Raw genomic sequence first — 11,843 nt, 5'->3', positions numbered from 1 at the left:
ACAGCGGCCCAACTAAGATTGGGTAATCCGGAAGGGAAGAAAGTTGCCACAACACCGCAGGAACTACTCTGCCGAGTTCAAAGAAGAGGCCGTGAAGATGGTGGTCGAGACCTCTCGTCCGATCGCCCAGGTTGCTAAGGAACTCGGTGTCCACGAGGCGACCCTTGGCAATTGGGTCAACGCCTACCGTCGCGAGCATTCAGATGACGAGCCGGCGTTGACCGTCAGTGAGCGCGCGCGGCTTCGTGAACTCGAGCGTGAGGCGCGGGAACTGCGCATGGAGAACGAGTTCCTGAAAAAAGCCGCAGCGTACTTTGCCAAAGATCATCGGTGAGCGACACGTTCGAGTTCATCGACGCGGAGTATGCCACAAACATCGCTACGAACACCGAACCCACGCTGTCCATCGTAAAGATGTGCGCGCTCCTGGAAGTGTCCCGGTCCGGATTCTATGAATGGCGTGGCCGGCCGATGTCGGCAACCTCCGAACGGCGCGAAGAGCTTAAGCTTTTCATCAACAAATCTTTCGACGACTCCGACGGCACCTACGGGTACCGGCGAGTCCATGCGGACCTGGCCGACTGGGGCGTGCCGTGCGGGCCCGAGCTCGTCCGGTCCGTGATGCGCGAGCTGGGCTTGGAGCCCTGCCAACCCAAGCCCTGGCGGTTGAGCCTGACTGAGGGGGACGGGTTGGTTCCTCACATCCCCGACCTCGTCCAACGCGACTTCACCGCCGACGCCCCCGGGCAGAAGATGGTCGGCGATATTACCTATATCGAAACCTGGGAGGGATGGGTTTATCTGGCGACCGTCATCGACTGCCACACCAAGGCAGTGATTGGGTGGGCGATGGACGACAACTACAAGACCCAGCTCATCGAGAAGGCTATCGAAATGGCCGCCCGAAATCACGACCTCGCCGACCAAGCGATATTCCACTCCGACCGCGGCAGCAACTACACGTCTGCCACGTTCGCCGCGACTCTGAAGAAACACAAGCTCAGTCAATCGGTCGGGCGAACAGGAATCTGTTACGAGGTGAGTCAGCGGCGGGAATTTCACCCGCCGCTGCTCTCAGAACCCGGCGTGACAGTCTCCCGTCACCGGGCTCCCACCGTCGAACCAGTAGGCATCGCGCCGTGTTTCCAGTGAGCGAACATCGCTGGAAACGCTGACGCTATCTCGGCCAGTTTCCGGCGCGTCTTTCCCTTGGCACGGCGCAGTCGCTTGTATTTCCGCATCGCCCACTTCACCAGGAAGGGATTGATCTGCTGCTCTAGAAAGTGCATCAACCTGGACTTGTAGAAGCGCCCATAGTAGTTGATCCACCCCGATACGATGGGATTGACCATCGCGGCGAGGCCCCGAAAACTCAGACTGGTCCTGCGACCCAGCTTCCACTGCCGGATGACCCGCGCCATCGACTTCAACGCAGCCTTGCCGACGAGCGGGACGAACCCGCACATCAGCACGCCGTCACGGCGACGGATAGGGGCGCGACGAAAATCGAAGCCCAGGAACGTGAAGCTCGTCACCGGGTACTCCTCATCTCGCCCCTCCTGCTTGCAGTAGACGATGCGGGTCTTGTCCGGGTGACAGACCAACCCGAACTCCAGCAACCGTTCGGCAACAACATGGCGAATGAACTTCGCTTGCCGCTGACTGTAACAGTGCAGGACAACGTCGTCGCAGTACCTCTCGAACCGCACCACCGGATACTTCCTGGCCAGCCAGGAGTCCAACGCGTAGTGCAGGAAGAGATTCGACAACAATGGTGAGATTGCCGATCCTTGTGGAGTTCCCTTGACGGGAACGACACGACTACCGTCTGGCTGCTGAACCGGCGCGACAAGCCACCGTTTCACATACAGCACAACCCACGGCAGGTCGGTGTGTTTCTCCACCGCGGCGACGATCTGAGCGTGCGGAACGTTGTCGAAGAAACCCTGGATGTCCAGATCGACCACCCATGGGCGTCTCCAGCACCGCTGCTTGCACACCTCCACCGCGTCCAGCGCAGACTTCCCTGGACGATAACCGTAGGAATCGGAGTGGAACACGGGGTCCACGTCCGGCTCCAGGATCATCGCCACGGCCGTCTGCGCTATCCGGTCGGCGATAGTGGGCACTCCGAGGATCCGTGTGCCACCATCCGGCTTCGGGATGGGAACGGCCTTTACCGGCGCTGGGAAATAACTCCCCGACGACATCCTGTTCCAGAGCTTGAACAGATTGTTCTGAAGATCCTCTTCAAACTCTGCCAACGACTGCCCGTCGACCCCTGCCGCACCCTTGTTGTCACTGACTTTCAGGTATGCCTTCCATATCAGCGTTCTCGGAATGTCAAACGACTTACCTGCTGATCTTGTCTCGCCCACGCAATTCCTCCCGTGCTTGGTTGATCGCTGGACGACACTCGACGACACGTCTCCTTCGCTCCGCGCCCATTACGGGCGCTTCATCACTACTACGAGACGTTCCGCCCTCCTGGCACGTGCCCGGTACTCTGCGGCTCGCGGATTAGCCGCTTGCCGATCTCCCGATGGGTTCCTGCTCCAATCCACTGGAACCCGTGTCGTGCCGAGGAGTTCTCCTGTTCCGCTGCAGAGCCCAAGCCAAACTCGCGCCATCTTCATGCCGGGCACCGCCAGAGCAGTAGACAGGTTTCCCTCTGACTTATCCCAGGACAGCATTAAGGCCCTAGTTTTGATGCCACCTGGCTTAACGACACGTCGTCGATGGTTCACTCTCGTTCGCCTTCTTGGCTCATACCTGCCGCCTCTCACGACGGCTTTTCCGCGGACGTTCACCACCATGGCTCATTCACCACAGCAGCTCGCGGCGGTTTGGCACCAGTACCTGTATACCGATACCGAAGGACCTACCTTCATCTCTGCAACAGCATGGTCACTGCCGATCATTCTGCCTTCTACAACAGAAAACCTCAGCTCCCTTCAGGACACACCAACGCCATGGCCGAATCGTTCTTCGCCGCGCTCAAGAACGAACGCGTCCACCGCACTCAGTATCCCACCCGGGCACACGCGTACCGTGACATTGCTCGGTACATCGAGCTACGCTACAATTCCGTACGTCGCCACTCAGGGCTCCAGTACCGGACCCCGAAACAGGTCTACAAAGAATACCTGAACCGGCAGCTCGCAGCGTGAATTAGTCGCTAAATAGCTGTCCGGAAGGTTCGGGGCGCATCAGGGACTTCGGCTGGAGCCAGCGAGGGGACTTGAACCCCTAACCGCCCGATTAGGGATCGGAGGGTTTCTTAGCTTGCGATATCTGGCGATCAGCAACGCTGCTTGGCGGATCATCGGCCTGGTCGTGCTCGTTGTCTGCCGTCGATCGGGGTCGGAGCGCGTCCAAAGGTGGGGGTTATGTGTGGGCGATGGCGCTAGTCGACTCCAGGCGGGAGGAGGTCTATCTATAGGTGGCGGGGTTGGTCCGCGGCGGAACCTCGTGGGGAAGCTTGAGGAGTCGGCGAGCTTCGGTTTGGACGGCAGCGTCAAGTGGTCAGTGGTGTCGTAGCCGGTGAAGCCTGGCCTGCCCGTGGACTCCAAGCACTCGTACTCCCCCCAAAAGTCCGCGAGCATCTGGGTGACGGGCAGGTGGTAGGCGCGGTTCGTCCACGCGGCCAGCTCCCTCGGCTCAAGCTCACCTGCCACCGTCCGGGACGCCAGAACCCTGAGTGCGGCGACATCGGCGTCGTCGCCGTTCTCGAGGTAGTCGGGCAGTCCCAGCTCACGAACGACGGCGGGCAGGACGTCGCGGACCTCCTCCTCGGCCCGGCGATGTGGCACGCCGGCGAGTATCTCCAGCTCGCTGCCGTCGATCCCCGCGACCAGGGCGTCGCAGGCGGCCCGAATGACGTCGGCCGCACCCCCGTAACCGACAGCCCACAACACCGCAGCGTCGTTGAGCTTCGAGAATGCCTCCTGCGGAGTCACCGGCTCATGGTGCCATGCGTTACTGCTGACCAGCTCGATGCCATCAACGAACGAAGCGGTCGGGGGAGATTTGCGCAGGTCAGCGAGTTGCTAGCGCTCACGATCGGGCGCCTCTGGCCGGGGTGGTTGCTGTACTTCTCTGCTGTACGACGCGGCCACTCCCCTATCGTGGACCGTCTGCTTTTCAGGTCGGGGCACTTCGGGATCGGCATAGTCCCTACGCTCGTCGTGATCTTGGTCCGAGGAGTTCAGACCGGCCTTGAGTGGGCGTGTTGGCGTCGCCGTTGGCGTCTGAGCCTGGGTGGCTTCGATCAGCTGATCCGACTCTCGGCGAGGTCGAGCCAGCCTTCGGTGTCCGCCGGGGTGGAGTGTCGGATGGACCAGTCCACCAGTCGCAGCGACAGGGCGGCCCAGTACGGCCGCATCTCGTCGGGCGTGAGTGCCTCGTCGATGGCCGCGTCAATACGGCGTACGACTTCCGGGGCGAGCCGGCCGGGCGGGCCGAAGAAGCGCATGTTTACGATTCCGAACCGCGCGTCGCCGCGGGCGGCGCCGTCCCAGTCCACCACTGCGCTGAGCACTCCGTCGTCGGTGACCAGCACGTTGTCGGGGTGGAAGTCGGGGTGCACCAAGTCGTCGCCGCTCATCGTCGGCGGCACAGTGCGACCGACCTCGTGCACCCACTCGAGCAGCCGCCGCGACCTGGCACTGTATGCCTGGAGCGGTTCGTGCAGGCAGAAGCCTGGTCCACTCTCGGTGAGGTACAGCGGGACGGCGGCGATGTCAGTGCCGGCCAGTACGCCGTACAGCCGGCGGTCGACGGCGAGCATCTCCTCGACCAGGCGGACATCGACCCCCTTGGGTGAGCTGCCGGGCAGCAGCTCCTGCACGACAGCAACCTCGTCGTCTAGGTCGGCGACCAGCTCGTACCGGGGTGCGGGGACGCCCACGGCGCGGGCGAACTCGACGTTCCGTGCGGTCTCGCGGGCGCGGCGGAGCGACACACCTGGCTGCCAGGTGAGCACCGACCGGTGGCCATCGGGCCAGCGCACGTACGCGGCGCCGACTTGTCCGCCGGTGCTGTGGCTCTCGAGGTCGAGTCGTAGGCCTGTCTCTACGGCGAGCCGCTCGATCAGCCGGTCGGCATCCAGTCGGGCGACCCGGGGGAACTGCGAAGGTTCCTCAGACACAGCGCGCGATCCTAGTACGACCGCGCCCACAGCACGAACAATTTCTGCGTACGGTCCGCCCCGCCCGGCTACGGTCAAGGACGCTGCCTGCGCCTTGCCTCTTGCCACGCAGCTCCGGATGAGGGTCAGCTGGTCGGCCGCGTCGCTGGCGAGCAGACGTGGGATCCGGCTGACCACCGCGGCTGGCAGGCGCGGGCTCGTGCACTTGAAAAAAACCGCTACCGAGGGACCCCTCTCGGTCATGGGTTCGAATCCCATGCCCTCCGCTCTGACCTGGCTGTTAGCAGTCCTGACCTGCGGAAACGTGGTTCTGGCGGCGCTCCGGGAGCGTGCTCGGTGGGGCTCGGTGTGGCTCGCTCTATCCGGCCAGATCTCGGCGTTTGGGGGCCATACGGGGGCCACTCGGGGTGCCGTTCGTCGCACATGGACCAGGACCTGGTACGCGTCGCCGAGGTGCGTCCTCACGACCTCGGTGATCAGGATCGGCCGTGCATCGGACACCCTCGCGCGGGCTGGCTCGCGTCGTATCTGGAGTTCGGGCCTGGCTTGGTGCCGTATGTCGGTCCGAGCTGTCATCCCGTCCCCGCGGTTCCACTGTCTATGGAAAGAATCCGAAGGAGACTCGCTCGGTGCTTCCGTCGTCGTACCCGCGTTCGCACCAGTAGCCGGGTGGGGAGTTCTGCCACCCGTAGCGCGCCTCAGTCAGTTCCCGCCCCTCCTTCGAGGGACCGTCCTCGCATCTTCTGACCGCTACCTCGTACTGTGTCCGGAACACGACCAGCAGCACGAGCCCAGCAATGACAAGGATGGAGAGCGCGATCCCGGCTCGTCGCAGCCACGTCCGCCGATCTCGTTGCTGCTGAGTTGCACTCATTTCGACCGCCACCGCTTTCCGAGTGGTTGGCGTCACGACAGACGTCATGTCATGCGTATGATGCGCCCCGAACCTTCCGGACAGCTATTTAGCGACTAATTCACGCTGCGAGCTGCCGGTTCAGGTATTCTTTGTAGACCTGTTTCGGGGTCCGGTACTGGAGCCCTGGTATGCCAGTGGCCGTGGTGGCCGGTCCAGGTTGTCGCAGGCGGGTAGCGGCAAGCTCAGTGGAGCCAGGTCACCTTGTTGAGGTCAGTGGTGAGGTCGACGGTCTTCCAGGCACTCAGGTCCTGGTCACCGACGCTCGCGGTGTACATGGTGAGCAGTGCGTGTCCGTGTCTGCGCTGGATGTAGGTGTTGCGTGCGCCGGGATGGGGGCACGCCGATGGCTTGGGGGTGCCGTCCTCCACGCACAGTGCGACAGCGGGCAGGTCGCCCACCCCGCCGTGTGGGAAGAAGATCACTTCGCGGGAGGCGGCATGCGTCGGTTCGCCGTCGATGGCGGCGGCCTCTTCGTCGTTGGTGTAGCTGTAGTGGCGCCCGACGTCGTAGCCGTCTGGGAGTTTCACCGGCAGGACCATCGCCACACCGTCCGCCCCGGCCAACTGAGCCGCGACCTGCTCCCGACTTGCCGGGTCCGGTCCGTTGTCGACGGTCACCAGGTCGCCGGCGAGCCACCACAGCGCCCAGCCGACGACCGCGGTAACCACGGCGAGGGCGATCCAGGTGGACGAAGGTACGCGTCGGCGGCCAGGCGTCATGGCGTGATCATGACAGAGCCACGACCATCTGGGGCCCGAACGTGCGACCGCAGGTTGGCGGGTTTGGTCGGTGGTGAACCGCCCCGGAGTGTCCGGAGGCTCGGGTTTGTGTGTCAGGCGGCGGTCTTGGTTCGGTCGTCTCGGTGAGCGTAGTGGATTTGTTCGACCTGGGCGGGTGTCAGGTCGTCGAGGGACTCGTGCGGGCGGTCAGTGTTGAACCAGTGGATCCAGTCCAGGGTGGCGATCTCGACGTGGTCCAGGTCGCGCCAGGGGCCTTGTGGGCCGATGAGCTCGGTCTTGTAGAGGCCGATCTGCGACTCGGCCAGGGCGTTGTCGTAGGCGTCCCCGACGGAGCCGACGCTGGGTGCGGCGCCAGCCTCAGAAAGCCTTGTGGTGAAGGCGATCGAGGTATATTGCGAGCCGGCGTCGGTGTGATACACCAGGCCGGACAGGTCGGATCGGCCGTGCCTGCCGCGGGCCCAGATGGCCATCTCCAACGCGTCCAGCACCAGGTCGGTCTTCATCGACGTGGCGGCGCGCCAGCCCAGGATGGCCCGGGAGAACACGTCGAAGACGAAGGCGACGTAGACCATGCCGTTCCAGGTGGGCACGTAGGTGAAGTCGGCCACCCACAACCGGTTCGGCGCCGGTGCGGTGAAGTTGCGGTTCACCAGGTCCGGAGAGCGTTGGTTCTCCTGGTCCTGTTGGGTTGTGAGCGGCTTCTTACCGCCTCGACGAGCGCCCTCGATGCCGTGCTGGCGGTAGAGCCGCTCGATGGTGCACCGCGCCACGTCGTGACCCTGACCGCGTAGGTGCAGCCACATCTTGCGGGCCCCGAACACGACGGTTAACCGTTGCCGCTCATGCGCCTGCCCGATCAGCTTCCTCACCTCCTCATCGCGGAGGTTCCTCTTGCTGGGTTGACGATGCAGCCACTCGTAGTAGGTGGACGGGGCGATCTTGCAGCCGTACTCAGACAGGACACGGCAGATCGGCTCGACCCCGAAGGCACCCTTGTGGCCGGTGATGAAGTCGACTAAGACCGGTGTGGGCGGTCGAGCTCCGCCGCAAAGAAAGCCGAGGCAGCCTTCAAGATCGAGTTCGCCCGCTCCAACTCCGCGACCCGCTTCTTCAGCCGCAGGTTCTCCGCGTGCTCCTCGCTGGTCGTGCCCGGCCGCTGCCCAGCGTCAACCTCGGCGCGACGGACCCAGTTCCGTAGCGTCTCGGCCGAACCGATGCCCAGCTTCCCCGCGATCGACCGGATCGCCTCGTACTCCGAGGAGTAGTCGCCTCGATGCTCGAGGACCATCCGGACAGCGCGTTCGCGCAGTTCAGCAGGGTAACGAGAGGTACGTACCATGAGAGTCATCCTTCCAAGGAATGAACTCTCCGGACACTCCGGGATGCTTCTATGTCGTGTCAAGCCGCAGACGGGACCATCTCAGGTGGGCGGTGCGTTGCGGCGAGGGTGCGGAAGATCTGACGGCTCGTGTAGCGCTTGAGGCAACGTCGGATCTCCTTGCTCGTCTTGCCCTCGGCCAGGCGCCGCTCGACGTAGGCCCGGGTGTTGGTGTCGGTGCGCATCCGGGTGAGCACGATGGTGTTGAGCGCCCGATTGAGCCGCCGATCGCCACCGCGGTTGAGCCGATGCCGGACTGTGTTGCCCGAGGATGCCGGGATCGGGCAGGTGCCGGCGATCTGGGCGAACGCGGCCTCGCTACGGATCCGGCCGGGGTGGGACCACACGGCCAGGATCACCGCGGCAGTGATCGCACCGACGCCGGGCAGGTCGAGCAGTTCGGTTGTCTGCGCGGCGACGATCGTGGTGATCTGGTTGCGGTTGTCGGCCAGCTCGTTATGAAGGACGAGGATCCTCTTGGCCAGGCGAACGGCTTCGGCCCGCGCGGTCGCCGCTCCGAGGGGCTCCTCGCGTCGACGCCAGCCCGCGATCATGGTGATCTGTGAGTCGGTCAACGCCCGACGTGCATCGAGGCCCAAGTCGTGGCGGCGGATCAGGGCGGTGAGCGCGTTGATGCACCGCAGCCTGTCGGCGTTGAGCTGGTCTCGAGCAACGGTCAGCACCTGCAGGGCCGTCTGCGCCTCACCCACGCGCCGATCCCGCAACAGCACTAGCGGCATCACCAGTGTCGATCGGGCGGCGAGCGCCGCGTCGAGGGTGTCCGTCTTGCCTCGGCCACGTTCGCGTCGGGGCGTTGGTGCCTCGACGACTCGGTAGCCGGCCTCTTCGAGCACGTCGCCCAACACGGCGCCGTAGGAGCCAGTCCCTTCGGCAGCGACCAGTACGCCGTCGAGGTCACCGCCTGTGCGGCGACCGATCCAAGCACGCGCTCGCCGTAGTCCGGCCGTGGTCGTCGGGAAGGTCGCCTGGTCGATCAGGGCGCCGTTGGGGCCGGCGACGATGGCGTAACTGTGGCTCGCGGCATGGGTGTCAACCCCGACCACGTACCGGTAGAAGTCAGCCACGGTGGTTGTCACACTGGACAAGACGATGTTCTCCTCACTCGCTGGGACGGACGTCGTTGCCGGCGTCGGCCCAGGATGAGAAGTCACTACGAGGCAGGCCTGTAACGAGCCACGCCGCGGGACGGCAATCCCTCGGCGGACATGCTTCTGATCAAGCCATCGTGGTGGGCCAGGATCGGCGCCGGCACCCAGCGCCCACTGGACAGATCCCGGGCATGACACCCGCGAGGGGTCAGGCGATTCAGGAGTCACAACGGGCGCCGAGCGACCGGCGCCAACCCTGCCAGCCAGCCCCAGGCCAGCCACCACCAACACTTACAGGCGATTCATGGCGTGGCTTGGTCCGGGAGGCCGGGGGACCGTAGCCTTGCCAGGTTCGGCAGCCAGCGACACGGACTCAGAGTTTCCGCAGGTCAGGGCCGTTGCGAGGTCGGGCCAACTGCGGGAGTCACGTCCAGGACCTGCGCATTACGAGGCAGCACGGAGACTGTCTGGGCGTGGTTGGCAGGCCTCGTTCAGGCGTGCGTGGCCGTGTTCGGGTCCGTGCTGAACAGGCCTGAACGAGCGGGAACTGAGACCACAACTGAGACCACGACCCGACGCGGTGGACTCTCTTCTGGAGGTCCAGCTCCGAGGGTTACGGCCTGGGACGTTCGCGTCTCGGCTCTGGATCCCATGCCGGGTCGGCGCGGCGTTCAGGCTCGTCACGGACGCCTGCCCCGAGGACAAGGAACAGGGCCAGAACAGCGAGCACCAAGAGCAGCGCTCCGACCAACATATGGTCGAACACTGTCATCACAAGAACGCCCGCGACGGCCAAGCCCGCGATGGGCGCGAGGATCGCGGCCGTTCTTAGAGCCGATGGCTTCCGCATGGCCGGAGTGTAGGTCCGCGACTCACTCCAAGCGGCGCCGTTCCCCTCTTTGTCAGGCTGGTGTGAGACACCCCGAGTGAGTACGGGGGTTCCTGACCGAGGGCGGGATCGGAGATCCTTGTGCACGTGTCCCCACCACCCGACAAGCAGCCCAGGCCGTCCACCCCTCCGGCCGAAGAGACCGATCCGGCACCCCGACCGTCACGACGAGTGTTCAGCCCGGAGTACAAGCTGATGATCGTCGCCGAGTACGAGAACGCACCCAACGGCGACAAAGGCGCGATCCTGCGCCGCGAGGGCTTGTACTCCTCCCACGTCATCGAATGGACACGGGCCCGCGACGCCGGCGCCCTGTCCGACGCGACCAACACACCAGTCCCGGCGGGCCGACCGAGGAAATCCGCCGAACAGATCGAGTTGGAGAAACTGCGCCGCCAGAACGAGAAACTGAAATCCGAGCTGACGAAAACACGGATGGCGTTGGACATCATGGGAAAAGCGCACGCGCTCTTGGAAGGACTCTCCGAGAGCGCGGAGAACGAACCTCCGTCGAAGACGTCATGAAGGCCTCCCTCACGCAGTTGCGTGCGGCAGCGATCTCCGTGCAGAAGGCGTGTGCGCTGACCGGGATCTCCCGGGCCACCCACTACCGCCACGCCAACCCCAAGCCCGTGGTGCACGGTCCCCGGCTACCACGCACACCACCGCCGCAGACGCTGACCCAGGCCGAGCGCACCCGCGTGCTCGACCTGCTCGCGAGCCCTGCCTACGCGGACCTGGCGATCCCCCAGGTCTGGGCTCGTGAGCTGGACGAGGGCAGGTACTGGTGCTCAATGTCCACCATGTATCGGATCGCCCGCGCCGCCGGGCAGACCTCCGAGCGGCGCCGGGTAGCCACCCATCCACCACGAGTGCGACCGGAGTTGGCTGCCCGCGGCCCAAGTGAGGTCTGGTCGTGGGATATCACCGCGTTGAAAGGACCGGCCAAAGGCGTCTGGTACAAGTGTTACGTCATCCTCGATATCTTCTCCCGCTACGTCACGGGGTGGTTGGTCGCTGCAGCCGAGGACGCGGTGCTGGCCAGAGATTTCCTCACCGACGCGGTCAACCGTAACGGGGTCGAACCACACACAATCCACGCCGACCGAGGCGGGGCCATGGTCTCCAAACCCGTGTCGGAGCTACTGGTCGATCTAGGCGTCCTGCGGTCCCATTCCCGTCCCCGCACCTCGAATGACAACCCCTACTCAGAAGCCCAATTCAAAACCATGAAATACGTGCCAGACTTTCCGCAGCGATTCGGGTCCCTGGAAGACGCCCGCAACTTCTGCGACCGCTTCTTCGCGGCCTACAACCACGAGCACAGGCACTCCGGGATCGGCATGCACACCCCAGCCTCGGTGCACTTCGGCACCGCCGACCAGATCCGTATCCAGCGACAGCACACCCTCAACCAGGCCTACGCTGCGCACCCCGAACGGTTCACCCGGCGCCCCCGACCACCCCACCTTCCCGAGGTCGCCTGGATCAACCAGCCCCTCGAGCAGGAACAACCCATCCGCTAGGCACAACCTGTCTCACTTGACTTGACACCTTCCGTTCAGGGGCTCCTCGTCAGGTGACGTGGCACGCCCTCGAGGGAGTGGCTGCGTCGGCCGTCTCCTGCGGCAGGACCGCCAGACGTTCGCGTTCGTCGGCCTC

Annotated in this window: 12 protein-coding genes and 1 other annotated feature; of the genes, 5 read left to right on the top strand and 7 right to left on the bottom strand. The window is 64.4% G+C overall.

The window, feature by feature from the left end:
• Window positions 1–43: 43 nt before the first annotated feature.
• Both HEB94_RS23715 and HEB94_RS23710 read left to right on the top strand, forming a co-directional pair.
• Window positions 44–334: a transposase gene (locus HEB94_RS23715; protein WP_273376242.1), complete on the top strand. Its 291-nt coding sequence runs from the start codon at window positions 44–46 to the stop codon at window positions 332–334.
• Complete coding sequence (locus tag HEB94_RS23710; protein WP_192751940.1) at window positions 331–1,152, top strand: IS3 family transposase; 822 nt, start codon at window positions 331–333, stop codon at window positions 1,150–1,152. Before HEB94_RS23715 ends, HEB94_RS23710 begins: the two co-directional genes overlap by 4 nt.
• Here HEB94_RS23710 and ltrA read toward each other — a convergent pair.
• The gene (gene ltrA, locus HEB94_RS23705; protein WP_192751939.1) at window positions 1,101–2,378 is read right to left on the bottom strand and encodes a group II intron reverse transcriptase/maturase; all 1,278 of its coding nucleotides are present in this window, start codon (window positions 2,376–2,378) and stop codon (window positions 1,101–1,103) included. The two genes, HEB94_RS23710 and ltrA, sit on opposite strands and share 52 nt — an antisense overlap.
• A 360-nt stretch (window positions 2,379–2,738) precedes the next feature.
• Between ltrA and HEB94_RS54705 the strand changes: the two genes are divergently transcribed.
• Window positions 2,739–3,170: an integrase core domain-containing protein gene (locus HEB94_RS54705; RefSeq protein WP_420481539.1), complete on the top strand. Its 432-nt coding sequence runs from the start codon at window positions 2,739–2,741 to the stop codon at window positions 3,168–3,170.
• 39 nt (window positions 3,171–3,209) lie between these two features.
• Here HEB94_RS54705 and HEB94_RS23695 read toward each other — a convergent pair whose 3' ends face one another.
• The 6 genes from HEB94_RS23695 to HEB94_RS23670 all read right to left on the bottom strand — a co-directional run bounded on the left by HEB94_RS23695 (window position 3,210) and on the right by HEB94_RS23670 (window position 9,289).
• Entirely contained in the window at window positions 3,210–3,959 is a 750-nt protein-coding gene (locus HEB94_RS23695; protein ID WP_192751937.1) for a hypothetical protein, read from the bottom strand.
• 311 nt (window positions 3,960–4,270) lie between these two features.
• The gene (locus tag HEB94_RS23690) at window positions 4,271–5,149 is read right to left on the bottom strand and encodes a phosphotransferase (RefSeq protein ID WP_192751936.1); all 879 of its coding nucleotides are present in this window, start codon (window positions 5,147–5,149) and stop codon (window positions 4,271–4,273) included.
• A gap of 598 nt (window positions 5,150–5,747) precedes the next feature.
• Window positions 5,748–6,023 (bottom strand): hypothetical protein, encoded by a 276-nt coding sequence (locus HEB94_RS23685; protein ID WP_192751935.1) that lies wholly within the window; start codon window positions 6,021–6,023, stop codon window positions 5,748–5,750.
• Window positions 6,024–6,247: 224 nt separating this feature from the next.
• The gene (locus HEB94_RS23680; RefSeq protein WP_192751934.1) at window positions 6,248–6,784 is read right to left on the bottom strand and encodes a hypothetical protein; all 537 of its coding nucleotides are present in this window, start codon (window positions 6,782–6,784) and stop codon (window positions 6,248–6,250) included.
• Between the two features lie 113 nt (window positions 6,785–6,897).
• Window positions 6,898–8,144, bottom strand: a protein-coding gene (locus HEB94_RS23675; RefSeq protein WP_192751933.1) for an IS3 family transposase whose coding sequence is annotated in 2 segments (ribosomal slippage) — window positions 6,898–7,862 and window positions 7,862–8,144 — 1,248 coding nt in all. Because the reading frame shifts where the segments join, the coding sequence is not laid out codon by codon here.
• Window positions 7,735–7,863, bottom strand: a sequence feature (AL1L pseudoknot). It overlaps the preceding gene by 129 nt.
• A 59-nt stretch (window positions 8,145–8,203) precedes the next feature.
• Window positions 8,204–9,289, bottom strand: a complete 1,086-nt coding sequence (locus HEB94_RS23670) for an IS110 family RNA-guided transposase (RefSeq protein ID WP_192751932.1) — start codon at window positions 9,287–9,289, stop codon at window positions 8,204–8,206.
• Window positions 9,290–10,376: 1,087 nt separating this feature from the next.
• On the opposite strand from HEB94_RS23670, the gene HEB94_RS23665 reads away from it, so the two are divergent.
• Window positions 10,377–10,706, top strand: a complete 330-nt coding sequence (locus HEB94_RS23665) for a hypothetical protein (protein WP_192751931.1) — start codon at window positions 10,377–10,379, stop codon at window positions 10,704–10,706.
• Window positions 10,703–11,707 (top strand): IS3 family transposase, encoded by a 1,005-nt coding sequence (locus HEB94_RS23660; RefSeq protein ID WP_192751930.1) that lies wholly within the window; start codon window positions 10,703–10,705, stop codon window positions 11,705–11,707. Before HEB94_RS23665 ends, HEB94_RS23660 begins: the two co-directional genes overlap by 4 nt.
• Window positions 11,708–11,843: the final 136 nt, after the last annotated feature.

Origin of the sequence: Actinopolymorpha pittospori, from assembly GCF_014873875.1 — a bacterium.
Classification (GTDB): Bacteria; Actinomycetota; Actinomycetes; order Propionibacteriales; family Actinopolymorphaceae; genus Actinopolymorpha; species Actinopolymorpha pittospori.
This window is presented reverse-complemented; position numbering and strand designations above follow the sequence as displayed.